The organism is Rhizobium sp. BR 250, assembly GCF_047445855.1.
GTDB lineage: Bacteria > Pseudomonadota > Alphaproteobacteria > Rhizobiales > Rhizobiaceae > Agrobacterium > Agrobacterium tumefaciens_I.
Genome location: NZ_JARWKW010000001.1, coordinates 227579 through 251285 on the forward strand (window position 1 = coordinate 227579; position 23707 = coordinate 251285).

The 23707-nt window shown below is 59.9% G+C and carries 22 protein-coding genes; 14 read left to right on the forward strand and 8 right to left on the reverse strand.

What is annotated here, in order from left to right:
* The first annotated feature begins 8 nt into the window (after positions 1-8).
* On the forward strand, positions 9-1385 hold the full coding sequence (locus tag QD336_RS01120; RefSeq protein ID WP_269341270.1) for a class II 3-deoxy-7-phosphoheptulonate synthase: 1377 nt from the start codon (positions 9-11) through the stop codon (positions 1383-1385).
* A gap of 67 nt (positions 1386-1452) precedes the next feature.
* On the opposite strand, the gene QD336_RS01125 is transcribed toward QD336_RS01120, so the two are convergent.
* The 6 genes from QD336_RS01125 to QD336_RS01150 all read right to left on the reverse strand — a co-directional run bounded on the left by QD336_RS01125 (position 1453) and on the right by QD336_RS01150 (position 8097).
* A complete protein-coding gene (locus tag QD336_RS01125; RefSeq protein ID WP_269341271.1) occupies positions 1453-3192 on the reverse strand; it encodes a TadG family pilus assembly protein in 1740 nt (579 codons plus the stop codon).
* A 1-nt stretch (position 3193) separates the two neighbouring features.
* Complete coding sequence (locus QD336_RS01130) at positions 3194-3616, reverse strand: TadE/TadG family type IV pilus assembly protein (protein WP_269341272.1); 423 nt, start codon at positions 3614-3616, stop codon at positions 3194-3196.
* Positions 3617-3763: 147 nt separating this feature from the next.
* Complete coding sequence (radC, locus tag QD336_RS01135; RefSeq protein ID WP_499168938.1) at positions 3764-4606, reverse strand: RadC family protein; 843 nt, start codon at positions 4604-4606, stop codon at positions 3764-3766.
* A 14-nt stretch (positions 4607-4620) separates the two neighbouring features.
* On the reverse strand, positions 4621-5454 hold the full coding sequence (gene map / locus QD336_RS01140; RefSeq protein ID WP_499169249.1) for a type I methionyl aminopeptidase: 834 nt from the start codon (positions 5452-5454) through the stop codon (positions 4621-4623).
* Between the two features lie 31 nt (positions 5455-5485).
* Complete coding sequence (gene sfsA / locus QD336_RS01145; RefSeq protein WP_499168940.1) at positions 5486-6205, reverse strand: DNA/RNA nuclease SfsA; 720 nt, start codon at positions 6203-6205, stop codon at positions 5486-5488.
* A gap of 32 nt (positions 6206-6237) precedes the next feature.
* Positions 6238-8097 (reverse strand): PHA/PHB synthase family protein, encoded by a 1860-nt coding sequence (locus tag QD336_RS01150; protein WP_499168941.1) that lies wholly within the window; start codon positions 8095-8097, stop codon positions 6238-6240.
* Positions 8098-8135: 38 nt separating this feature from the next.
* Between QD336_RS01150 and QD336_RS01155 the strand changes: the two genes are divergently transcribed.
* On the forward strand, positions 8136-8660 hold the full coding sequence (locus QD336_RS01155) for a hypothetical protein (RefSeq protein WP_499168942.1): 525 nt from the start codon (positions 8136-8138) through the stop codon (positions 8658-8660).
* Positions 8661-9270: 610 nt separating this feature from the next.
* Here QD336_RS01155 and fnrN read toward each other — a convergent pair.
* Positions 9271-9996: a transcriptional regulator FnrN gene (fnrN, locus tag QD336_RS01160; protein ID WP_269341277.1), complete on the reverse strand. Its 726-nt coding sequence runs from the start codon at positions 9994-9996 to the stop codon at positions 9271-9273.
* Between the two features lie 213 nt (positions 9997-10209).
* On the opposite strand from fnrN, the gene hemN reads away from it, so the two are divergent.
* The 8 genes from hemN to QD336_RS01200 all read left to right on the forward strand — a co-directional run bounded on the left by hemN (position 10210) and on the right by QD336_RS01200 (position 18307).
* On the forward strand, positions 10210-11559 hold the full coding sequence (hemN, locus tag QD336_RS01165; RefSeq protein WP_499168943.1) for an oxygen-independent coproporphyrinogen III oxidase: 1350 nt from the start codon (positions 10210-10212) through the stop codon (positions 11557-11559).
* 114 nt (positions 11560-11673) lie between these two features.
* Complete coding sequence (locus tag QD336_RS01170; protein WP_003495848.1) at positions 11674-11958, forward strand: acyl carrier protein; 285 nt, start codon at positions 11674-11676, stop codon at positions 11956-11958.
* Positions 11959-12047: 89 nt separating this feature from the next.
* Positions 12048-12527 (forward strand): 3-hydroxyacyl-ACP dehydratase FabZ family protein, encoded by a 480-nt coding sequence (locus QD336_RS01175; protein WP_269341279.1) that lies wholly within the window; start codon positions 12048-12050, stop codon positions 12525-12527.
* A gap of 208 nt (positions 12528-12735) precedes the next feature.
* Positions 12736-13932 (forward strand): beta-ketoacyl-ACP synthase, encoded by a 1197-nt coding sequence (locus QD336_RS01180; protein WP_499168945.1) that lies wholly within the window; start codon positions 12736-12738, stop codon positions 13930-13932.
* Positions 13933-13944: 12 nt separating this feature from the next.
* Positions 13945-15225: a beta-ketoacyl-ACP synthase gene (locus QD336_RS01185; protein WP_499168946.1), complete on the forward strand. Its 1281-nt coding sequence runs from the start codon at positions 13945-13947 to the stop codon at positions 15223-15225.
* Positions 15226-15368: 143 nt separating this feature from the next.
* The gene (locus QD336_RS01190; RefSeq protein ID WP_006316337.1) at positions 15369-16397 is read left to right on the forward strand and encodes a zinc-binding dehydrogenase; all 1029 of its coding nucleotides are present in this window, start codon (positions 15369-15371) and stop codon (positions 16395-16397) included.
* Positions 16398-16402: 5 nt separating this feature from the next.
* Positions 16403-17332: a lipid A biosynthesis lauroyl acyltransferase gene (locus tag QD336_RS01195; protein WP_442864864.1), complete on the forward strand. Its 930-nt coding sequence runs from the start codon at positions 16403-16405 to the stop codon at positions 17330-17332.
* 279 nt (positions 17333-17611) lie between these two features.
* Complete coding sequence (locus QD336_RS01200; RefSeq protein ID WP_499168947.1) at positions 17612-18307, forward strand: hypothetical protein; 696 nt, start codon at positions 17612-17614, stop codon at positions 18305-18307.
* A 58-nt stretch (positions 18308-18365) separates the two neighbouring features.
* Here the strand turns inward: QD336_RS01200 and QD336_RS01205 are convergent, their stop codons facing one another.
* Positions 18366-19169: a TSUP family transporter gene (locus tag QD336_RS01205; protein ID WP_499168948.1), complete on the reverse strand. Its 804-nt coding sequence runs from the start codon at positions 19167-19169 to the stop codon at positions 18366-18368.
* A gap of 182 nt (positions 19170-19351) precedes the next feature.
* Between QD336_RS01205 and QD336_RS01210 the strand changes: the two genes are divergently transcribed.
* From QD336_RS01210 to QD336_RS01225, 4 genes are all read left to right on the forward strand, one after another.
* On the forward strand, positions 19352-20311 hold the full coding sequence (locus QD336_RS01210) for a nucleoside hydrolase (protein WP_269341285.1): 960 nt from the start codon (positions 19352-19354) through the stop codon (positions 20309-20311).
* 302 nt (positions 20312-20613) lie between these two features.
* The gene (locus tag QD336_RS01215) at positions 20614-21834 is read left to right on the forward strand and encodes an LL-diaminopimelate aminotransferase (RefSeq protein ID WP_020012585.1); all 1221 of its coding nucleotides are present in this window, start codon (positions 20614-20616) and stop codon (positions 21832-21834) included.
* A 61-nt stretch (positions 21835-21895) separates the two neighbouring features.
* Entirely contained in the window at positions 21896-23206 is a 1311-nt protein-coding gene (locus QD336_RS01220) for a homoserine dehydrogenase (RefSeq protein WP_269341286.1), read from the forward strand.
* A gap of 187 nt (positions 23207-23393) precedes the next feature.
* Positions 23394-23615, forward strand: a complete 222-nt coding sequence (locus tag QD336_RS01225; protein ID WP_499168950.1) for a hypothetical protein — start codon at positions 23394-23396, stop codon at positions 23613-23615.
* Positions 23616-23707 lie beyond the last annotated feature (92 nt).

The following is a 23707-nucleotide window of genomic DNA, read 5'->3' on the forward strand; positions in this document are numbered from 1 at the left end:
GTAAGAACATGGCACAGAATTGGACCCCCGGCAGCTGGCGACAGAAACCGATCCAGCAGGTTCCCGAATATCCGGACGCGGCAGCGCTTGCGGCCACGGAAGCCACCCTTGCGACCTATCCGCCGCTGGTCTTTGCAGGTGAAGCCCGCCGCCTGAAAAAACAGCTCGCCAATGTGGCTGAAGGCAACGCCTTCCTGATGCAGGGCGGCGATTGTGCTGAAAGCTTCCTCGAGCATGGCGCCGACAATATCCGCGACTTCTTCCGCGCTTTCCTGCAGATGGCCGTCGTGCTGACCTATGGCGCGCAGCTGCCTGTCGTGAAGGTGGGGCGTATTGCCGGCCAGTTCGCCAAGCCGCGCTCTTCCAACGTGGAAGTGCAGGATGGCGTGTCGCTGCCGTCCTATCGCGGTGACATCATCAATGGCATCGAATTCAACGAGGCTTCGCGCATTCCGAACCCGGAGCGCCAGCTCGACGCGTACCGCCAGTCGGCGGCGACGCTGAACCTGCTGCGCGCTTTCGCCATGGGTGGTTACGCCAACCTTGAAAACGTTCACCAGTGGATGCTCGGCTTCATCAAGGACAGCCCGCAGGCGGACCGTTACCGCAAGCTGGCCGACCGCATCTCCGAAACCATGGATTTCATGAAGGCGATCGGCATCAGCGCGGACAGCAATCCGAGCCTGCGCGAGACCGACTTCTTCACCAGCCATGAAGCGCTGCTGCTTGGTTATGAAGAGGCGCTGACCCGCGTCGATTCCACATCCGGCGACTGGTATGCGACCTCCGGGCACATGCTGTGGATCGGCGACCGTACGCGCCAGCTCGACCATGCGCATGTGGAATATTTCCGCGGCATCAAGAACCCGATCGGCCTGAAATGCGGTCCGTCGCTGACGCCTGACAATCTGATCGAGCTGATCGATGCGCTGAACCCGGCAAACGAGGCCGGCCGTCTGACGCTGATCTGCCGCTTCGGCCATGACAAGGTGGCGGATAGCCTGCCGAAGCTCATTCGTGCGGTGGAGAAGGAAGGCCGCAAGGTCGTCTGGTCCTGCGATCCGATGCATGGCAACACGATCACGCTCAACCACTACAAGACGCGTCCGTTCGAGCGCATCCTGTCGGAAGTCGAAAGCTTCTTCCAGATCCACCGCGCCGAAGGCACGCATCCGGGTGGCATCCATATCGAGATGACCGGCAAGGACGTGACCGAATGCACGGGTGGCGCGCGCGCCGTGACGGCGGATTCGCTGTCCGACCGTTACCATACCCATTGCGATCCGCGTCTCAATGCCGATCAGGCGCTGGAACTGGCGTTCCTGCTGTCCGAGCGCATGAAGAGCGGCCGTGACGAGAAGCGCCTGGCGATCGCCAACGCGTAAGGTAACGCCGTGAACGAAAAAAGCCGCCGGGAGACCCTCCGGCGGCTTTTTCATGCGCGGTGCTGAGCTATTGCACCAGCGCCGGTTGCTGGCAGCGGACGTCGGTGACGCGCACATCGGCTTCGCCGATCTTGACGCCGAGAACCAGAAGCACATTGTAGAGCAGCTGATCGACGGGAGCCGTGACTGCCGCGAGCGTGTTGGCAAGCGCTGACTGAATGCCTGCCAGACCTCCCAGATCGAGGTTGAGGAAGAGAATCCGGATATCGAGGTTGAGGTTCTTCAGCAGTGAACTGACAAGAGTGGTAACGGTGTCCTTGGTCGAGACGCTCTTGATCTTGGCTTGTGTAATATCCGACTGGGTGAAGGTCAGCTTGGTCTTCGTCATGTTGGTGGCGTTGATGAGGGCGCTGCCATTGATGGCAAGCAGCGCTGAATCCACGATGGCCGCCTTGGTGACGCGCGGGTCCTTGCCGAAATTGGCAAAGGCCGTGGTATCGACATTGCCGAGCGCGATTTCGGCGACGCCGGGAACGACCTCGATATCGACGGTACCCTGTCCACCGCCCGTGCAGCGAATATCGGCAAGCCGCGCTTCGGCATGGGCAACTTCCACATAGAGCGGAATATTGACCTTGAGGCCGGCAATGGCCTGCAACCCATCTACCACGACATTGACCGCCAGCCGGGTCTGCGCGGTGCGCACGATGGTGCCCTGACCACCGACGGCGAGCGACGGCGTTTCGACGGGCGGTTCGCCAATGGCGAGCGTTGCCTTGACCGAGGCGAGGCCGAGAATATTGGCGTTGAGATTAAGCCCCAGCTGGTTGCCGCCATTGCCCGCCACGGCAGCGGCATTGATGAGATCGAAGACGCCGGCTGTCACCTTGAGGTTTTCACCCGTGCCGATCAGCTTGTCGGAGAAAGGGCCGAGATTGAGGATTTCCTCAAGCTTGATCTTGACGTTGCTCTTGTTGACGGTTTTTTGCAGCGTATTCAGGATGTTGACCACCGCCGGCTGTAACCCTGTGGTTTTTGTCAGCACGTCGAGGAATTTGCCGTAGGTGATTTCCGTCTTCAGCACATCCTTGTAGGTGCCGGCGGTGAGGTTGAGATCGATGGCCAGCGCCTCGACGATCTTCAGTGCGTTGACATCGGCGGCGAGAAGCGCCTGGTAATCCATGAGCTTCAGCGACACCGTGGTGCCGAGCAGGCCACCGAGCAGGCTGTTGAGAATTCCCTCATCGAGGCTCGCCAGTCGTGATCCCACCGAAAATGCGGCGATCTTCTGCGACGAGGCCGTTCCCACCGCCGAGACCTTGGGCGGCTTGGTGAAGGCGGAGGCGAAGAATATCTGCCCCTGCTCGACAATGTTCACCTTGATCGCGTTGGTGGGCAGGGCATTGTCGACGAAACGCTGGCCGACCGGTACGGTCGCATCCGGTTCGTAGTGACCCTTGATGACTTCGGCATAACCCTTGCTGCTGGCGAATTCATTCAAGGGATCGAAGGGCTGCAACCCATTTGCGGTCAGGAGACCCTTGTCCGTCTTGACGCCGAGATCCATGCCATTGAGGGCGAAATATTGCTGGACGGCCTTCTCGGCGTCGGTGGAACTGGCTGCTGCCGATATGGCCGCGAGATCGGCGGTCTGCTGCAATTGCCGCTTCTGCAATGTCAGATAACCGTAATCGACGCCCAGCGCCAATATGCCGATGAAGAGCGGTGCAGTGAGCCCGGCCGAAATGGCGATGTTGCCCGTTCTGTCCTTGAGGAAGCGGGGAAGCAGGGAATGGATATCGCGCATGTCATGCTCCTCCGATCCGGATGGTGGAAAAACGCCGGATGACCGGCTCGGGCAGGGTGTAGCTGTAGAGGCTCCAGATCGGCAGGTTGCTGGCGTCGTATTCGACCTTCACCGTGAACTGGTTGGCATTGGCTGGATCGGTGGCGACATCGACGGTGAAGCGCGATTTGTCCATGAAAGCGTAGCTGAGATCGCTTTTGGTGACGAAATCCCGGGCAAGCTGCTGTCGCTCGGTCGTATTCAGCCCGGCAACCGCCGTTCGCGCTGCATCGGCCGCGACCTGCTGCACCGAATAGGCCGCCATGAGATAGATGCCGTAGGCGATCATGGTCAAAAGGACGAGAAAGAAGATTGGCGCGACGATGGCAAACTCGATTGCGGACGAACCGGATCGATCGCGAAAGAAACGTACTCCATTACGCATAAAGCACCCCCGTTCCTTAAGGCATCAAGGTTCGATGCCTTGATTTATTATTTTCGGAAATGCTAATTTATGGGTGTTAATTTTGTGTTGACGTCGCTCTTGTGGGTTGCAGGCGGGAAATAATCTTCGCGTTAGCACCCGCCAGCTTCAGATCAGCCGAAGGCCCTTGAAGCTCGCATGGCCGTCCTTGCCGATGATGATGTGATCATGAACGGCGATGCCGAGCGGCTTTGCGGTATCGATGATGGTTTTGGTCATCTCGATATCCGCGCGTGAAGGGGTGGGGTCGCCACTCGGGTGATTATGTATTAAAATCAATGCAGTAGCGGAAAGTTCAAGGGCGCGGCGCACCACTTCGCGCGGATAGACCGGCGTGTGATCCACGGTTCCCCGACCCTGCACCTCGTCGGCGATCAGCACATTGCGCTTGTCGAGGAACAGGATGCGGAACTGTTCGCGCGTCTCATGGGCCATGGCGGCGTGGCAATAGTCGATGACGGACGACCAGGAGCCGAGAACCTGCTTGTTGCGGATTTCGCTTTTCAGCATGCGCTGGGACACCGAAGCGACGAGCTTCAGATCAAGCGCCACGGCCTCGCCCACGCCCTTCACCTCCTGCAACAGCGGCAAAGGCGCACCAAGCACGCCGCCCAATGTTCCGAAACGGGTGATGAGGGCTTTGGCTATGGGCTTGGTGTCGCGTCTCGGGATCAGCCGGAACAACAGCAGTTCCAGCAATTCATAATCGGCAAGCGCAGCATCGCCGCCATCGCGGTAACGCGCCCGCAGCCGGTCCCGGTGGCCGTGATAGTGAGCGGCATCCGCTTCCTGTTCCGTAACGGCTGCGGCCCGCTCGGCCTTCTTGGGCGCGCTTCGCGGTTCGGCAAAAAAGCCGCGCTCATCCGCCCCGTCGAACAGATCGCCTTCGCCCGCCTCAAAGCCGGGTGTCGTGGAAAGATCGGCGGAAGGCGGGGCAGGGCGTTTTGCCATAGGCGGGTCTGGCCTTATGCGAGTGGCGGCAGGCCCGGACGATCGAAGCCGCCCGGCGACAGCGTAAAGATTTCGCAGCCCGTGGCTGTCACGCCGACGGCATGTTCATACTGCGCGGAGAGCGAACGGTCGCGCGTCACCGCTGTCCAGCCGTCGGAGAGCACCTTCACATGCGGCTTGCCGAGATTGATCATCGGCTCGATGGTGAAGATCATGCCCTCGCGGATTTCCGGGCCTTCGTCGGGGTGGCCGTAATGCAGGATGTTCGGCGTGTCATGGAACAGGCGTCCGACGCCGTGGCCGCAGAAATCACGCACAACGGAGCAGCGTTCCGCTTCCGCATAGGCCTGGATCGCCGCACCGATCGCGCCGGTACGCACACCGGGCTTGACCGCCGCTATGCCGCGCAGCAGGCATTCATAGGTCACTTCCATCAGCCGTTCGGCAGCGCGCTTGATCTGGCCGACCGGATACATGCGGCTCGAATCGCCGTGCCAACCGTCAAGCACATAGGTCACGTCGATATTGACGATATCGCCTTCGCGCAGCGGCTTTTCATCCGGAATGCCGTGGCAGACGACGTGGTTGATCGAGGTGCAGACGGATTTCGTATAACCGCGATAATTCAGCGTTGCCGGCAGCGCGCCGTGGTCGGCACCAAATTCGAAGACGAAACGGTCGATGGCGTCGGTCGTCACGCCCGGCTTGACGATCGCCGCCAGCTCATCGAGGCAGCGTGCCGTCAGCTGGCACGCCTTGCGCATGCCATCAAAATCCTCAGGGCTGTAAAGGCGGATGACGCCTGTGTTTTTGAGGGGGGCGGAGGCTGCGTCGATATAGGTGACCATCATAGTGCTTTCTGTCTCTTTACGTCCCTGTTCATAAAACAGCCGGACGCCATTCGTCCATCTTAACCGTTCCGTTGACCGAAATTTGTGAGGGCGAGACCGTGCATTTCACCGCATAGGCCTCCACGCCGCGCGCCATCGCCCGTTGAAACGCCAGCGCATAGACGGGATCGAGATCGTCGCAGATGCGCATCCGCTCGCAATCGTCGCGCTGGATGAGATAAAGCATCACCGCACGGCAACCAGCTTCCGCTGCGTCACCCAGTTCCTCCAGATGTTTGGCGCCGCGTTTGGTGGCGGTGTCGGGAAATTCGGCGAGGCCTTTCTCGCGCATGAAATGCACGTTCTTCACCTCCACATAGGCATCCGGCCGACCTTCTTCCGACAGCAGGAAATCGATGCGGGAATTGCGCCCGTATTTCTGTTCGCGGCGGATTGTCGAATAGCCGGCAAGTTCTGGAATACGGCCGGTGAGGATCGCTTCTTCCGCCAGCCGGTTCGGCATGCCGGTATTGATGCCGACCACCGTGCCATCGGCCTCGACCATTTCCAGCATGTGGCGATATTTGCGCGTGGGGCTGTCATGTTCGGAGAGCCAGATGCGGGAACCCGGTGTGGTGAGCCCACGCATGGAGCCGGTATTGGGGCAGGAACCGGTGATCGCCGTGCCGTCTTCCAGGACGGCATCGAACAGGAAGCGCTTGTAACGGGAAACGAGCGTGGCGGGAATAAGTGGGGGCGTGAAGAACATGGGGCCTTGAAGGTGAGAAATGATGGGCGTGGTCAGGAAAGGACGTAGGTTCCCGGCGCATCGCCGAGTACGGGCCGCTTGCCGGCCCCCGGCTTCCGCGCTTTCACCTTCTCGGCGTTCTGGTCTTCGATCCAGTTCTGCCAGTGCACCCACCACGAGCCCTTGTGGGCCGTAGCGGCAGCCCGCCAGGCGTCGAAGTCTCCGGCCGGTGACGGCCCTGTCCAATATTGATATTTTTCGAGCTGCGGCGGATTGACGACGCCTGCTATGTGACCGGACGCGCCGAGCACGAATTCCACCGGCCCGCCGAACAGCCCAGCACCCGTGAAGACTGATTTTGCCGGCGCGATATGGTCGTCGCGGGTCGCGAGATCGTAGACGGGGATCGTGATATCGCCGAGATTGATGCGCTTGCCGGCAACGCGCATCAATCCTCGGGCGAGATTGTTCTCGAGATAACAATTGCGCAGATAGAAGGAGTGGCTTGCGGCGGTCACCCGGGTCGAATCCGAATTCCAGTAGAGGAGATCGAAGGGCAGGGGCTCGGTGCCGCGCAGGTAATTATCCACCACATAGGGCCAGATGAGATCGGAAGCGCGCAGCATGTTGAAAACGGTGGCCATGATCGAGCCATCGAGATAACCGACCGCCTGCATGTGCTTGTCGAGCGCCGCCAGCTGGCCTTCGTCTATGAAGACCTTGAGGTCGCCGGCATGGATGAAATCCGTCTGGGCGGCCAGCAGCGTGGCGCTGCGGATGCGCTCATTGCCCTCCTGCGCATGCAGCGCCAGCGCCGAAGAAAGAAGCGTGCCGCCGACGCAATAACCGATGGCGTTGATGTCCTTCTCGCCTGTCCGTTCCTCGATGGTGTCGAGCGCGAAATCGATACCCTCGCGGACATAGTCGTCCCAGCCCTTTTCGGCGAGGCGTGCATCCGGGTTGATCCAGGAGACCATGAAGACGCTGTGGCCCTGCTCAAGACACCAGCCGACGAAGGATTTCTGCGGGTTGAGGTCGAGAATGTAGAATTTGTTGATCCACGGCGGCACGATCAGCAGCGGCCGTTTGAAGACCTTTTCCGTCGTCGGGGCATAATGGATGATTTCGCAGAGCGGGCTTTTCGCCACCACCCTGCCGGGGGTGGCGGCGATATTCTGGCCGATGACGAATTTGCTGTAATCGGTCTGGCGCAGTTTCAGATGGCCATTGCCGGCCGCGACATCTTCCGCCAGCTGCGCCATGCCCTTGACGAGATTGGCGCCGCTGGAGGCGACCGTTTCGCGGAAGACCTGCGGATTGGTGAAGACAAAATTGGCCGGAGAGAGAGCCTCCGTGACCTGCCGCATGTAGAACAGCGCCTTGGTGCGGGTGTGCTCGTCGAGGCCTTCGGCCTCCGTCACCATCCGGTCGGCGAAACCGACGGTGGTCTGGTAGGCTTTCAGCAGGAAATCGAAGAACGGATTGGCCTGCCAGTCGGCATCGGCAAAACGCTTGCTTCTGCGTTGGGCAGGGCCGCTTTCGGCCGCATTTTCCGAGTGCGAATCGGCCTCGCTGGAAAATTGTGCCAGCGATTTTGCCCAGAGGTCGTAATAGCTGGAGAGAAGATGGGTCTGCGCTTCCAGCGACCGCTTCGGCTCGGCCATCCAGTATTCGGCGACGTCGGAGAGCGTCTTGATGAGGTCGGTCATCGGGTCGGCGCTTGCCTGGGGAATTTCGCCGCGTTCGCGCGGCGCCAGCCATTCCGAGGCGGCCTTGCCGAGGTTTTCGAGTGCGCGGGCGATGTTGATCGCGAAGGTTTCGGGGTCGCGGATCAGGTAGGCCTCGGCGGAACTGGCGTCGAAGCCGGGCGTTTTGCCACCCTTTTTCGCCCCCCCGCCGTCAACACCTGCCATGCACGATCCTCCACCAAATTTGTGTTTGCACATTCTGCATGAAAACGAATACAAGTTCCACCAGCAAGGGGAGGCGCGTAAAGCGCCGAACCGCGGTCGAATTCGATATCGGCAGATATCCTTACAGGCGGAACATGACGATGGGCAAGCAGATGGGCACATTCGGAACATATGCGGAAAATGCCGCGAGAATCGCTGTGCTTTCGCTCTCCGGTGCCATGCTCGTCACCACGCTTGCGGCCTGCAAGGCCCCGGAGCCTATCGTCGCACCGGCCCATATGCGCCGCCCGACGACCGAAATCGTCGGTCCGCGGCCCGTCAGCGATACTGCGGTGAGCCAGAAGCGCGACACCGACACCTATCCGACCTTCTCCCAGCCGCTGACGGCTGCGGGCAGCCAGATGGGTGATGACGAGGCCTCCAAGATGGAAACAAGCCTTTCGCGCCTCGGTGCGGCACGGCGCAACGGCCAGATTTCGGAAGCTGAATACAAGCGCCGGGTGGCCGAACTGCGGGCGCTTGCCGAAAACCAGAAGCCGGTTGCGACGCCTGCTTCGCAATAGCTCCTGACGTAATTTGCTTTGGCGCTGAGTTATGAGAAAATCGGTTTTGATCTCAACGCGCGATCCTAGGGTGCTTTTAGCCCTGATAGTTTTTTTGGGCGTTTTGCCTCTTATCCTACGCCTATTTGATGTGAGCCCGTCGTTGGCGTCGGGTACATTCATCTTCTTTCTGAATCTTGTAGTTTGTTTGTTGGGCGCGGCCACGAGATATCGTTTCGTGTGGCTGGCCTACGGAGTTGCCTGCGTCTTCGCTTTTGTGCTGTTTGGTATGTCCAGCCCTCTTTCTTTTGTCCTGCTATCGCTCGCCACGTTCAGGGCCTGATTACCTCGAGAGGTTTGTCTAAGGGCGTGGCAATCCTAACCCCTTCTTTACCCTGCCTCTGAACCATCCGCTTACCGAAGATGTTAAGCGGATGGAGGCGGTTTGCCGCCTATGATGCGGCCATAACAAACAGGCCGCTGAAAAAGCGGGGCACGGGGTGAAATATCATGAAATGCATCGCCGCTTTGCTGGTTCTTGCCGGTTTTGCGCTCGCACCCGCTCAGGCGCGGGCGCCACACATCAATTTCGGGGCATCCGCGTTTCAGGGGCAGTGACAGGGAAATTTTGTCAGTCGTTACCGGCGGCTTCGCTCAGAACGTCGAGATCAGGCACCGTGATATGGCGGTTGTTCTCGATGCGGATAATGCCTTCCTTGCGCAACTTTGTCATTTGCCGGCTAACTGTCTCGATGGTGAGGCCAAGGAAATCAGCAATATCGGCCCGTGAAAGCGGCAGGTCGAAGCAGGATTTGTCTTCATTTTCCGGGTCGATATGCGTGGCGATCATATAAAGGAAGCTGGCAACCTTTTCCTGTGCTGATTTACGCCCCAGCGTCAGCATCCAGTCGCGCGCCTCGTCCAGTTCCTTCAGGGACTGGTTGTGGAGCTTGCGTTCCATGTCAGGCACTTCGGAGACCATGCGGTCGACAACGCGGCGCGGGAAGAGACAAATCTCCACATCGGTCGCGGCTTCCGCCGTCATCTTGCTTTCGGCCAGGAAGGGACGGCCGAGGAAATCCGGCGCGAATTGCAGGCCGACGATCTGCTGTCGGCCATCCGACATCATCTTGGAGAGCTTCACCACACCATTGAGAATGTTGCCATAGGAGGTGACGAGCTCACCCTGGCCGAGAAGCTCATTGCCCGCTTCCAGTTTCTTGCGGCTGGAATGGCGGTTCAGATCGCACAGTTGCTGTGGTGTCAGCGTGCTGCAAAGACCGCCGTGTCGCGCCTCGCAAGAGCGGCAGACGACGGGTTCTTCGGAATTGTGGATGGTCTTCTGCAGCGTGTCCATAAGCCTTTTCCAATGCTGGCTTTTTCGGAACGAATGCGACCGTGGGTGTCAAATCCGGTCTTGTTGAAGGCTTGCGCCATGTAGCCGTCGTCCCCGCGTCTACTTTAGCAAGAACTTATGGCGCAATTTGATTGAAGTCAAAGTTGCAAACTGTCGCAGCGGTTACTGAAAGAGAGGAAATCGACATTTTCTTGATAAAAGGCAAATCCGGTGATGAATACCGAACTTCTTCGCAAATATTCGGGTGCAGTGCCGCGTTACACGAGCTACCCGACCGCGCCGCATTTCCACGAGGGAATCGATCATACGACCTATCGCGGCTGGCTCGGCGCGCTTGGCCACAGGAACCGCATATCGCTTTACCTGCACATTCCCTATTGTGACCGGCTGTGCTGGTTCTGTGCCTGCCACACCAAGCACACGCTGAAATATGAGCCGATTGCCGTTTATCTTGAAGCACTTAAGCAGGAGATTGTAGCCGTCGGCGCGCTTGTTTCACCCGATGCGGTGGTGAGCGCCGTGCATTTCGGCGGTGGTTCGCCCACCATGCTGAAGCCGGAGGACATACAGAGCCTGATGGACTGTCTGCGGCGGCATTTCACCTTCGGGCTGGACCCCGAGATCAGTGTCGAGATGGACCCGAACGATCTTGATGACAGCCGTTACGATGCGCTTGCCGCCGTTGGCATGTCGCGCGCCAGCCTCGGTGTGCAGGACTTTGATGACAAAGTGCAAAAAACCATCAACCGCATCCAGTCCTTTGAACAGACGAAATCCGTTGTGGATGCCGTGCGGGCGAGGGGTGTTCACTCCGTCAATTGCGACATTCTTTATGGCCTGCCGTTCCAGACCTGCGAGACGCTGAAGAAGACAGTGGATCAGATCGTCTCGCTAAATCCGGACCGGGTGGCGCTTTTCGGTTATGCCCATGTGCCGTGGATGAAAAAACACCAGTCGCTGATCCCCGAACACGCGCTTCCCGACGTTGCCGAGCGTTATCGTCAGATGACGATGGCGGGCGAGATGCTGAAGCAGGCGGGATATCGCGCAGTCGGCATCGACCACTTTGCCAAGCCGGCGGACACTTTATGCCAGGCTGTCGAAGCCGGCGCCCTGCGGCGGAATTTCCAGGGTTATACCACCGATACGGCCGATGCGCTGATCGGGCTCGGTGCATCCTCCATCGGCCGGTTGCCGCAGGGTTACGTGCAGAACATGGTGGCGACGGGGGAATATCAGCGCATGGTGGGCGAGGGCGGGCTTGCCGTCGTCAAGGGCATAGAACTGTCGGAAGAGGATCATGTGCGCTCGCATGTCATTGAGCGGCTGATGTGCGATTTCGCGCTCGACTTCGCGGATATCGATCACCGTTTCGGCAGGGCGAGCCATTCCGTGCGGACGCAGGCGCAGCAATTCGCCGCCGGCAACAGCGATGGTGTGGTGCGTATGGAAGCCGGGATTTTTGCCGTCACGGAGACGGGGAAACCCTTCGTGCGTAATATCGCGGCAATCTTCGACACCTATCTCGGCAATGGACGCGGCCGCCATTCGGTTGCTGTTTAGGCAACAGTTTTGGGGCAAATTTCAAAGTTACGTCACGAAACCATTGGCTTTTTTGTGCGACTTGCCTATGTGGTGCGTCAGACAGGATAATTCATACGAACGACAATAAGGATTATGGGCGTGACAGCTACATTCGACAAGGTTGCCGACATTATCGCCGAAACCAGCGAAATCGACCGCGAAACCATTACGCCGGAGAGCCACACGATCGACGATCTGGGCATCGACAGCCTCGACTTTCTTGATATCGTTTTCGCGATCGACAAGGAATTCGGCATCAAGATCCCGCTCGAGCAGTGGACGCAGGAAGTCAACGAAGGCAAGGTTTCCACCGAAGAGTACTTCGTGCTGAAGAACCTCTGTGCCAAGATCGACGAATTGCGCGCAGCCAAGGGCTGATGTGACAATGCCCGCTTCCGGCGGGCATTTTTCTTTCTGGACCCAGCCTGTAATGGCGGGTCGCAACCGACCAGAAACGGGCCGGACGGATGCTGCTTGAATATTTCCAGATGATCGACAAGGTCGAGGCCGTGGACATGACGACGCGCACATTGAAGGCGCAGTCCGTTGTTCCCGACAAGAGCCCGGTTTTCGAAGGCCACTTTCCCGGCATGCCGCTGGTTCCGGGTGTGCTCTTGATCGAGACGATGGCGCAGGCCTCCGGCATGCTGGTTCTGGCATTTTCCGATTTTGCCTCCATGCCGTTCCTGATGTCGGTCGATGGTGCCAAGATGCGTACCTTCGTGGAGCCCGGCGCGGTTCTCGATATCGAGGCCGTGCTGGAGCATGACGGTTCGGGCTTTGCCGTTACCAAGGCGAAGATCACCTCGGATGGCAAGAAGGTTTGCGACGCGCAGCTCAAACTCAGGACGATGCCCTTCAGCGAAATTCCGCTCGCGCCCATCGTCAGGAAGCGGGCCGAGGAAGTCGGCCTGATGGCGGCGATTGCCGCGGATGCGCAGAAATAAGCGCTTCCGCCCGTTTCTAAGGGGAGCGTTTTTCCCGTCGGCCAGGTTTTGACGCGTGAAAATCGTGGGCTCGCGACGGCGGATCGGGCCTTCACCATTGCCAATCCGCATCGCGCGCTTTATTCCGCAACGCATGAAGTGGTTGTTCGCAACCGCTGTGGATAGCCGTGACCGTTTCGGCGGGGCCGGCTGCAAAGGATGACAGACGATGAAATCTGACAATGATGTGGTGATAACAGGGGTCGGCATCGTGACCTGTCACGGCGTTGGCAGCCAGGCGCATGTGGCGCTTCTTTCTGGAGCCGCCGTGCCGGAGCCGGTTGTCGAGACCGAAAAGTTCAAGCCCTATCCGGTCCATCCCATGCCGGAAATCGACTGGTCGGCCCAGATCGCCAAGCGTGGTGACCAGCGCCAGATGGAGAACTGGCAGCGTCTCGGCGTTTTCGCCGCGGGTCTCGCACTCGACGATGCCGGCCTGAAGGAAAATGCCGAAGCCTGCGCCACCATGGACATGATCGTTGCTGCCGGCGGCGGTGAACGCGACATCAATGTCGATACGCTGATTGTCGATGAGGCGCTGAAGCGCAACGACCGCGAAAAGCTGCTCAACGAGAAGCTGACGACGGAGCTGCGCCCGACGTTGTTTCTCGCCCAGCTTTCCAACCTGATGGCCGGCAATATCTCCATTGTGCACAAGGTCACCGGGTCGTCGCGCACCTTCATGGGCGAAGAAGCGGCCGGCATTTCCGCTGTCGAAACCGCGTTCCACCGCATCCGTTCCGGCGAATCGAGCCACGCCCTTGTGGGCGGCGCCTTCTCCGCCGAACGTCCCGACATGATCCTGCTGTTCGAAGCCATCGGCGCACATGCGCAGGGCGGCTGGCAGCCACTGTGGTCGCGTGAGGATCAGAACGGCGGCGGCATGATTTCCGGTTCGCTCGGTGCATTCCTCGTGCTGGAATCGCGCAAGCATGCCAGCGAGCGGGGCGCCCGCATCTATGCCCGCATCGACGCCATCGAGGGTGACCGCGGCAGCCGCGATGACGGCAAGTTGGAAAAGCGCATGGAGCGCCTGCTGGCCCCTGCAAAGGACAGCGCTGCGACCGTCGTGTTCTCCGGCGCCAGCGGTTATGACGATGTCACGGCCCGCGAAAAGACCATTCTCGAAAAAGCCCTGCCGCAGGCCGCCATTCGCGGTTTCGGTGGCATCACCGGCCATGGGCTTGAAGCACAGTTTCCGCTCGGCCTCGCGCTCGCGGCGCTCACGCTTGAAAGCGGCGCGAAGGTTCCTACTTTCGATGCTGCCGCGGAAAAGCCCATGGGCGAAGCGGCAACCGAAGCGGTCGTCACCACCGTCGGCCATGTGCGCGGCGAAGGTGTCGCCGTCCTGTCCCGTGACGTGTGAGGAGAAAAGACCATGACCAATTTCAGGGATCATCTCGGTCGCCCGATCGTCGCCGTCACCGGCATGGGCATCATCACCTCGCTCGGACAGGGGCTTGAGGACAACTGGGCGGCTTTGACGGCCGGCACGTCGGGCATCCACAAGATCACCCGTTTCCCGACCGAAGGGCTCTCCACCCGCATCAGCGGCACGGTGGATTTCATCGACATCCCGGTTCCGAATTCCGTCGAGCGCTCTTATGCCTTCGCGCGTGAAACCACCATCGAGGCACTGGCGCAGGCCGGTATCTCCGGCGATTTCGACGGCCCTCTGTTTCTCGCAGCTCCGCCAATCGAGCCGGAATGGAGCGCCCGTTTCGAGCTTGCCGACCGGTCTCCGCCGGCTGCCCAGCCGGGCGATGCCTATGAGCGGTTCCTGACGGCCTTCCGTCAGCGTCCCGATCCGGCTTTCCAGGAAGCAGCGCTTTTCGGTGCGATTTCCGAGCGCCTTTCCGATCGCTTCGGCACACGCGGCCTGCCGGTCACGCTGTCCACGGCCTGTGCATCGGGTGCGACCGCAATCCAGCTTGGCGTTGAAGCGATCCGCCAGGGCCGTACCGAACGTGCTCTCACGGTTGCGACCGACGGTTCTGTCAGCGCCGAGGCACTGATCCGCTTCTCGCTTCTGTCCGCGCTTTCGACCCAGAACGACCCGCCGGAAAAGGCCTCCAAGCCGTTCAGCAAGGATCGCGATGGTTTCGTGATTGCCGAAGGTGCGGCGACGCTGGTTCTGGAATCGCTGGAATCCGCCGTTGCACGCGGCGCGAAGGTGCTCGGCATCATCAAGGGCGCCGGTGAAAAGGCCGACAGCTTCCACCGCACGCGCTCTTCGCCCGATGGCGGCCCGGCGATTGCGACGATCCGCGCGGCGCTGGCCGATGCGGGCGTGGCTGAAAGCGATATCGGCTATATCAACGCCCATGGCACCTCGACGCCCGAAAACGACAAGATGGAATATGGCTCGATGCTCGCCGTCTTCGGTGAAGGCCTGAAGGATATTCCGCTGTCGTCCAACAAGTCGATGATCGGTCACACCTTGACCGCAGCAGGTGCCGTGGAAGCGGTGTTCTCGCTGCAGACCATGCTGACCGGCACCTTGCCGCCGACGATCAACTACAACAATCCCGATCCGACCATCACGCTCGACGTGGTGCCGAATGTGAAGCGGGATGCGCAGGTGAGCGCGGTTCTGTCCAACTCCTTCGGGTTTGGCGGGCAGAATGCAAGCCTTGTCATGACACGGGAACCGGCCTGATCGGTTTCGTCACTAACAGGAGCGTTTCCAAATGAATTGCGGAAACGCTCTCGCTTCTTTGATTACGCATTCCGGCCGCAAAACCGTTACAGAGTTCTGCTGGAATGATTTTTAGATAACGCCCTCGGGCGAAGGACTGATATATGCGCGCTCTTCAACTCGTGGACGACCGGAAGCTCGAAAAAGTGGACCTGCCCGAACCGGATGCTCCGGGCCCGGGCGAGGTGACGTTGCGCGTCAAGGCCGTGGCGCTCAACCACATCGATGTTTGGGGCTGGCGCGGCATGGCTTTCGCCAAGCGCAAGATGCCGCTCACCATCGGTGCGGAAGCCTCCGGCGTCGTCGAGGCCATCGGCCCCGGCGTTTCGAATGTTCTGCCCGGCCAGCTTGTTTCCGTCTACGGCGCGCGCACCTGCGGGCTCTGCAAGCCCTGCCGCGAGGGCCGCGACAATCTGTGCGAACATGTTCAGGGCGTGCACGGTTTCCATCTCGATGGTTTCGCGCAGGAAAAGATCAATATTCCCGCCCGCCAGCTCGTGCCGGCCCCGCACGGCATTGACGCCGTTGCTGCGGCGCTTGCGCCGGTGACTTTCGGCACCGTCGAGCACATGCTGTTCGACAATGCCAAGCTCGAGCCCGGTGAAACCATCCTCATCCATGCCGGTGGTTCCGGCATCGGCACGGCGGCGATCCAGCTTGCCAAGAAGATGGGCTGCACCGTCATCACCACCGTCGGTTCGGACGACAAGATCGAACGGGCGAAGGCGCTCGGGGCCGATCATGTCATCAACTACCGGACCGACCGTTTCGAAGGCGTGGTGCGCAAGCTGACGAAAAAGAAGGGTGTCGACGTTGTCTTCGAACATGTCGGCAAGGATACCTTCGTCGCCTCGATGTTCTCGCTGAAGCGCGGTGGCCGTCTTGTCACCTGTGGCTCCACCTCGGGCGTTTCCACCGAAATCAACCTGATGATGCTGTTCCAGCAGCAGCTGAAGCTGCTCGGCTCCTTCGGCTGCCGCATGGAAAACATGGCCAATGCCATGCAGAAGATGGCGCGCGGCATCGTGCATCCCGTCATCGATACCGAAGTGACCTTCGACGATATCGACCGGGCGCTGGAGCGGATGGAAACGCGCCAGGTGTTCGGCAAGATCGTTCTGCGGATGGACTGAGCATCTTGAAGCTGTTCCTGACACGGATCGTCCTGAAACTGGACCACTTCCGGCAGTGGTTGATCGCGACATTCGCCTTCGGCCTCCTCAACCTGCTGAAGCTTTTTCCCGCCGATGCGGGTATCCGTGCCGCCGACCGGCTGGCGCGCTGGGTGGGGCCGAAAACCGGCCGCCACAAGCTGATGCTTTACAATCTGGCCCGCGCCTTTCCGGAAAAATCGGAAGAGGAGCGGCTGGAGATCGCCATGGACAGCTGGGCCAATATGGGCCGGCTTGCGGCGGAATATGTGTTTCTCGACCGGCTGTTCGATTTCGATCCGGAAAAGAACGAGCCCGGCCGCATCGAAGTGCAGGGCATCCCGACCTTTCTCGAACTGCGAGACAATCCGCGGCCCTTCATCGTTTTTACCGCTCACAGCGGCAATTTCGAGCTGCTGCCGGTCGCAGGCTCGGCCTTCGGTCTCGATGTGACGGTGCTGTTCCGGCCGCCGAACAATCCCTTCGTGGCCGACAAGGTGTTCAATTTCCGCAAGGAGCGCATGGGCAATCTCGTGCCTTCGCATGCCGGCTCTTCCTTTGCCCTGGCGCGGCAGCTGGAAAAGGGTGGCGGTGTCGGCGTGCTCGTTGACCAGAAATTCGCCAAGGGGCTGACGACGAAGTTCTTCGGGCTCGAAGTTCGTACCAATCCGCTGCTTGCCAAGCTGGTGCGGCAGTTCAACTGCGATGTTTATCCCGCCCGCTGCGTGCGTCTTCCCGACAATCGCTACAGGCTGGAAATAGAGCCCAGGGTTGAAATTCCGCGCGATGAAAGAGGCAATGTCGATATTCAGGCGACGGCGCAGCTTCTGAACGACAAGGTGGAAAGCTGGGTGCGCGAATATCCCGGACAATGGCTGTGGTATCACGACCGCTGGGATGTGAAGCACCTGATTTGACGTCGTTGCCGATTGACCGTATCAGCGTGGTTTTTTACGAAATTCGACCGCGAGATTGGGCATTTCGACGTTTTTCCGTATTCGTGGAACCTCATTTTTCGTTCATGGATTATCGAAATTGAAAAAATAGCGGCGGCTGTGATATTTTAAACAATAATCCCCGCGGTGTTTTTACGTTTCGTTACGTCATTTTTAAGCGCGAAGACGCTATAATCGGGGGTAGAGGGTGCATCCGTCCGCATTGGAAGCGGGGTGTTTGCCCGTTCAGGGAGAGTTGGGTTGAAAGATTTGATTGAGCTGTTCTGGCTGCGTTATACGGAACTGCAATCTGCCGTTGGTAAAAACGAATCCAACAAGATTGCCGTGCTGGAGCGTGAACTGGAGCAGCTTCTCGAGCGGATCGTCGGACGCCAGACCGGAGGCTCCGAGGATATTCGCGAGCAGTTCCGTTTTGCCATCGACCTCCTCAACCACGAGGCGGAAGATCTGGGTTGCGTGCAGCGTAACTCCGAGCTTCTCAGAACGCTTGTCGATCGATATGTCGGCATGCCGCCCAAGGCAAAGGTCATCGGTGACGAAGACGAGGATACGCTGGCGTGGCATCACCGCCATCTGATCCTCGACGAGGACATGCTCAACGATCTGGACGAGCCCGTGGTGGTCGTCTCTCCCGGTTACCGCGTGTCCTTCGCCAATGCCCTCGATGCGTTTCAGCGCAACGCCCCGGAAGGGCTCATCGGCTGCCATATCGCCGAACTGGTCGGCGTCCACCGTTTCCAGAACGACCTCAGGGAAAAGCTCGATAATTGCTTCAAGGGCGATACGTCGAAATATACCTATGCGGAAGACCAGAACGGCCGCACGATCGTGAAGTCGCTCGAAATGTCGCCCTGCTATTCTTCCGCCTACAAGCTCGTTGGCGCCATGGTGGTGATCCGGGAGATCGCCGACCGCCGACGCCGCGCCACGGCGTGACATAAGACGCCCTCTGCCTGCCGTCTCAATGGCGGGCAGGCAGGCGCTCCGCTATCCCTCACTTCGGGAAGATGGTTTCCCAGATCGCGGCGATGGACCATGCGGATGAGGCATCCGCGAGGAGCTTCGTTGCCATGGCGAGACATGACAGAACGAGAAGCGGGCGAATGATCTTCGCGCCGTTTTTCATCGCGAAGCGGGATCCGACCTGCGCCCCGATGAACTGGCCGAGGCCCATGGCGAGGCCGAGCTTCCACAAAACCGCGCCACCAATCGCAAAAACGACGAAACCGCCAAAATTCGAGCCGAAATTCAGCAGCTTGGTATGGGCGGTTGCCTTCAGCATGCCGAAACCTGCCAGCGCCACGAAGGCGAGCATGTAGAAGGAACCCGCGCCGGGGCCGAAAACGCCATCGTAAAAACCGATCAGCGGCGCGACCACCAGGCCAAAGACGAAGGGCGTGATGCGGCGATGGCTGTCGATATCGCTGAGCTGCGGCTTGAAGGCGAAATAGAGCGCAATCGCGATCAGCAGAAACGGCATGATGGTGCGCAGGAGATCGGCCGGCACGAAGGCGGCCGTCAGTGCTCCGAGCATTCCGCCGGCCATCGCCATCAGCCCCATCGGCAGTTGCTCTTTCAGATTGACGTGGCCGCGTCTCGCATAGGCAAGCGTCGCGGAGGCCGAGCCGAACTGCGCCTGCAGCTTGTTGGTGCCGAGCGTATCGAGCGGCGCAATGCCCATGATCATCATGGCCGGAATGGTGATGAGACCACCGCCGCCGGCGATGGAATCGATAAATCCGGCAAAGATGGCGACGCAGAAGAGAATGACGAAAACGTTGAGGGCGATGTCTTGCACTGGGAATGTCCGGGCAGGCGGGAGGAGAGGGCTTCTTCTTTCACCGAAAAGGCCACCGCGCAATCTCTTTCTGCGCGCTTGGGCGCGGGCAGGGGGATTGCGGTGTGGCCGCTTATCGTTATGTTTCCGTGGCGCGTCGCCGGAAGGGTCGATGGCGCTTCAGACATACGGATGAGGGCATTATGCATAAAGTGATATTCGATACGGACCCCGGTGTGGATGACGCGATGGCGCTTCTGTTCCTGCACCGTCACCCCGATATCGATCTGATCGGCGTCACCACGGTCTTCGGCAACGCGCCCATCGACATCACCACCCGCAATGCGCTTTTCCTGAAGCGGGAATGGCAGATGACGGCACCGGTCGCCAGGGGTGCCGGCGTGACCTTCGATCCCGCCCGCAAGGAAGGCCATTGGCCGACCTTCATCCATGGCGAAAACGGCCTCGGCGATATCGATATTCCCGAAACCATCGACCTGCCGCTCGATCCGCGCCCCGCGCATCGCTTCATCATCGAGACGGTGAAGGCCAATCCCGGCGAGGTGACGCTGATCGCCGTCGGCCGCATGACCAATCTGGCACTGGCGCTGCGCGAGGAACCGGATTTCGCCGCGCTGGTGAAGGAAGTGATCGTCATGGGCGGCGCTTTCGATATGAACGGCAACGTCTCGCCGGCGGCGGAAGCCAATATTCACGGCGACCCGGAAGCGGCCGATTTCGTCTTCACCGCGCCGTGGCGGGTGGTCGTCGTCGGCCTTGACGTCACGACAAAGACCGTGATGACCAGCGCCTTCATGGCGGAGATGGCAGAGGCCGGCGGCAAGCCTGTGCAGCTTCTCTCCGACCTCTCGCAATTCTACATCGATTTCTACAAGACCCGCACCGGCGACGGCATGGTGGTGCATGACAGCTGCGCCTGCGTCTATCTCGTGGCGCCGGAGCTGTTTGAGACCCGCAGCGGCCCGGTGCGCGTCGTCTGCGGCGGTCTTGCCGATGGCCAGACCATTCAGAAGCCGGACGGTCGCGCCTTTCCGCCGGGCGACTGGGACGGGCATCCGAGCCAGCTCGTCTGCACGGATATCAAGCCGGAGCGCGTGCTTTCGGTCATCCGCGCGGCAATTGTGAAGGGCGAGCGCGGCTGAACGACAGGAATGACCGTTCTTGAGCATGGCTTGCCTTGCATTTTCCCAGAATCTGGCGTTATGCAAGTTCCTTGATCCTATTGCGCGATCCGCCTTGCCAAAGGGGCTGAAAAGGCTGTGCCAGAGGCACGGGCGGATGATCGTGATGCCGCGTGGGCCGAGAAAAGCCTTGTAGGTTTTCCCGTGCTTTGCGCTACAATGAATAACGCCTGCCGGGTCGGTTCGTGTCGGCGGCGTTTAAAAACAAAAGACGAACCTTCGTTATGGGCCGGCAGAACCGGTCCATTCCCATGAGGAAAGAGATGGAAGAGTTTCACAAGGTCCGGCGTCTGCCGCAATACGTCTTCGAACAGGTCAACCGTTTGAAAGCGAGCGCGCGAGCGGCCGGGGCCGATATCATCGATCTCGGCATGGGCAATCCCGACCTTCCGACCCCGAAGGCGATCGTCGACAAGCTTTGCGAGGTCGTTCAGGATCCGCGTACCCATCGTTATTCCTCGTCCAAGGGCATTCCGGGCCTCCGTCGCGCGCAGGCCGCCTATTATGCCCGCCGTTTCGGCGTGAAGCTGAACCCCGATACCCAGGTCGTCGCCACGCTCGGCTCCAAGGAAGGCTTCGCCAACATGGCGCAGGCCATCACGGCACCTGGTGACGTGATCCTGTGCCCGAACCCGACCTATCCGATCCATGCCTTCGGCTTCCTGATGGCGGGCGGCGTTATCCGCTCCATGAATGTCGAGCCCGATGACAGCTTCTTCGGCCCGCTGGAACGCGCCGTGCGCCATTCCATCCCGAAGCCGCTGGCGCTGATCGTCAACTACCCGTCGAACCCGACGGCACATGTCGCCTCGCTTGATTTCTACAAGGACGTCATCGCATTCGCGAAGAAGCACGAGATCATCGTGCTCTCCGACCTTGCCTATTCGGAAATCTACTTCGACGACAACAATCCGCCGCCATCCGTTCTGGAAGTTCCGGGCGCTATCGACGTTGCGGTGGAATTCACCTCCATGTCGAAGACCTTCTCCATGCCCGGCTGGCGCATGGGCTTTGCCGTCGGCAACGAGCGGCTGATCGCGGCACTGACCCGCGTGAAGTCATATCTCGACTACGGCGCCTTCACGCCGATCCAGGTTGCGGCGACCCATGCGCTGAATGGCGACGGCTCCGACATCGCCGAAGTGCGCAATGTCTATCGCCGCCGCCGCGATGTCATGGTCGACACCTTTGGCAAGGCCGGCTTCGAGGTTCCGCCGCCGGCGGCGACGATGTTCGCCTGGGCGAAGATCCCGGAAAAGTTCCGCCATCTCGGCAGCCTGGAATTCTCCAAGCTTCTGGTCGAGAAGGCTGATATCGCCGTTGCTCCCGGCATCGGTTTTGGCGAGATGGGCGATGATTACGTCCGTCTCGCGCTCGTGGAAAACGAGCATCGAATTCGTCAGGCAGCGCGCAATCTGAAGCGTTTCCTGTCGAGCGCAGACGAAACGATGCACAACGTCGTTTCGCTTAACGCCCATAGATAAGGGCAACCGAAGGCGGCCGGGCCTCGGCCGCCACCATCACCAGCAAATCAGGAACATACCCATGGCAGATTCATTGAGAATCGGCATAGCGGGGCTCGGCACTGTCGGCGCTTCGCTCGTGCGCATCCTCCAGCAGAGAAGCAACGAACTTGCGATTACCTGCGGACGCGCGATTGAGATTATTGCGGTGAGCGCGCGCGACCGTTCGCGCGACCGCGGCATCGATCTCAAGGGTATTACCTGGTTCGATACGCCCGAGCAGCTGGCGAGCGAAGCCGATATCGACGTGTTTGTCGAACTGGTCGGCGGTGCTTCCGGTCAGGCGGAAAATGCGGTGCGGGCAGCGCTGTCGCGTGGTCTCCATGTGGTGACAGCTAACAAGGCGCTGCTTGCAAAGCACGGCGTCGAACTGGCGACCATTGCCGAAGACAAGGGCGCGCTTCTCAATTTCGAAGCGGCGGTGGCCGGTGGCATTCCTGTCATCAAGGCGCTGCGTGAGTCTCTCACCGGCAACCATGTGTCGCGCATCTACGGCATCATGAACGGCACCTGCAATTACATCCTGACTAAGATGGAAAAGGAAGGCCTGTCGTTCGAGGCGTGCCTGAAGGAAGCGCAGCGGCTCGGTTATGCCGAAGCGGATCCGGCCTTCGATATCGAGGGCAATGACACTGCACACAAGCTCTCGATCCTGACCACGCTTGCCTTCGGCAACAAGATTGCTGCCGACGACATCTATCTCGAAGGCATCACCAATATCTCCATCGAGGATATTCAGGCGGCCGCCGAGCTTGGTTACCGTATCAAGCTTCTCGGTGTGGCGCAGGTGACGGACTCCGGCATCGAGCAGCGCGTACATCCGACCATGGTGCCGCTCGATTCCGTTATCGCCCAGGTGGACGGCGTGACCAATGCAGTGGCGATCGAATCCGACATTCTCGGTGAATTGCTGATGGTCGGCCCGGGTGCCGGCGGCAACGCCACGGCATCCGCCGTGCTTGGTGACATCGCCGATATCGCCAAGAGCCGTCCGGGCGCCCAGCAGGTGCCTGTGCTCGGCCGTCCGGCCAAGTCGCTGACGGACTACCGCCGCGCCAAGATGAAGAGCCATGAGGGCGGTTATTTCATCCGTCTGACGGTGAAGGATCAGGCGGGCGTTTTCGCCTCCATCGCCACCCGCATGGCGGATAACAACATCTCGCTGGAATCCATCGTGCAGCGCCAGCGCGTGCACGTGGAAGGCGCGCCGCAGACCATCATCCTCGTCACCCATGCGACGATGGAAGATGCGATCCGCAAGGCGGTGAAGGCGATCAAGAACGAGAAATATCTCGTCAGCGAACCGCAGGTCATCCGCATCGAGCGCACCTGAGACGCTTTATTATTTTGATGGCATCGAGAGCCGCGCTTCCATCTGGAGGCGCGGTTTTTCGTTGTGTGCCGGCCTGTATAGTGCCGCTCGTTCCACGCCCATAAAATTTGAGGGGATGGCGCCGGAACCGCTGGAAAACAAGGCGATTCGGCACTATGGTTAACCCTGTTCACCAAGCGAGGGAGGCGTGGCCGTGACATCGATCATCCTGTTCAAGGACAATAAGCACGCAGGCGTTGCCGCCGCCCATCACCGGGCGCGCCACAATGCCAATGACAATATTCGCAGCATGGAATTCGACATGGCGGAACATGAGCGCAACTGGTGTTCGCTCGCGGTCTTCTTGTTACTGCTGCTCGTCGCCACTGTCTCGATCATCAGCCCGTTTCTCTCGATTTTTTCGGCGTAGGTCCTGTCAGGCGCGTTTTTGCTTGAAAAACGCGCTTACGCCATTTAGCCCGTTGCTGAAGCGCGGATAAGCGCGCATGACAGGGCGAATGG

What these genes read in the sequence shown, in the direction of transcription:
- QD336_RS01120 (WP_269341270.1), top strand. Translation starts at nt 9, where the DNA reads ATGGCACAGAATTGGACCCCCGGCAGCTGGCGACAGAAACCGATCCAG.
- QD336_RS01125 (WP_269341271.1), bottom strand. Translation starts at nt 3,192, where the DNA reads ATGCGCGATATCCATTCCCTGCTTCCCCGCTTCCTCAAGGACAGAACG.
- QD336_RS01130 (WP_269341272.1), bottom strand. Translation starts at nt 3,616, where the DNA reads ATGCGTAATGGAGTACGTTTCTTTCGCGATCGATCCGGTTCGTCCGCA.
- radC (WP_499168938.1), bottom strand. Translation starts at nt 4,606, where the DNA reads ATGGCAAAACGCCCTGCCCCGCCTTCCGCCGATCTTTCCACGACACCC.
- map (WP_499169249.1), bottom strand. Translation starts at nt 5,454, where the DNA reads ATGGTCACCTATATCGACGCAGCCTCCGCCCCCCTCAAAAACACAGGC.
- sfsA (WP_499168940.1), bottom strand. Translation starts at nt 6,205, where the DNA reads ATGTTCTTCACGCCCCCACTTATTCCCGCCACGCTCGTTTCCCGTTAC.
- QD336_RS01150 (WP_499168941.1), bottom strand. Translation starts at nt 8,097, where the DNA reads ATGGCAGGTGTTGACGGCGGGGGGGCGAAAAAGGGTGGCAAAACGCCC.
- QD336_RS01155 (WP_499168942.1), top strand. Translation starts at nt 8,136, where the DNA reads ATGAAAACGAATACAAGTTCCACCAGCAAGGGGAGGCGCGTAAAGCGC.
- fnrN (WP_269341277.1), bottom strand. Translation starts at nt 9,996, where the DNA reads ATGGACACGCTGCAGAAGACCATCCACAATTCCGAAGAACCCGTCGTC.
- hemN (WP_499168943.1), top strand. Translation starts at nt 10,210, where the DNA reads ATGAATACCGAACTTCTTCGCAAATATTCGGGTGCAGTGCCGCGTTAC.
- QD336_RS01170 (WP_003495848.1), top strand. Translation starts at nt 11,674, where the DNA reads ATGGGCGTGACAGCTACATTCGACAAGGTTGCCGACATTATCGCCGAA.
- QD336_RS01175 (WP_269341279.1), top strand. Translation starts at nt 12,048, where the DNA reads ATGCTGCTTGAATATTTCCAGATGATCGACAAGGTCGAGGCCGTGGAC.
- QD336_RS01180 (WP_499168945.1), top strand. Translation starts at nt 12,736, where the DNA reads ATGAAATCTGACAATGATGTGGTGATAACAGGGGTCGGCATCGTGACC.
- QD336_RS01185 (WP_499168946.1), top strand. Translation starts at nt 13,945, where the DNA reads ATGACCAATTTCAGGGATCATCTCGGTCGCCCGATCGTCGCCGTCACC.
- QD336_RS01190 (WP_006316337.1), top strand. Translation starts at nt 15,369, where the DNA reads ATGCGCGCTCTTCAACTCGTGGACGACCGGAAGCTCGAAAAAGTGGAC.
- QD336_RS01210 (WP_269341285.1), top strand. Translation starts at nt 19,352, where the DNA reads ATGCATAAAGTGATATTCGATACGGACCCCGGTGTGGATGACGCGATG.
- QD336_RS01215 (WP_020012585.1), top strand. Translation starts at nt 20,614, where the DNA reads ATGGAAGAGTTTCACAAGGTCCGGCGTCTGCCGCAATACGTCTTCGAA.
- QD336_RS01220 (WP_269341286.1), top strand. Translation starts at nt 21,896, where the DNA reads ATGGCAGATTCATTGAGAATCGGCATAGCGGGGCTCGGCACTGTCGGC.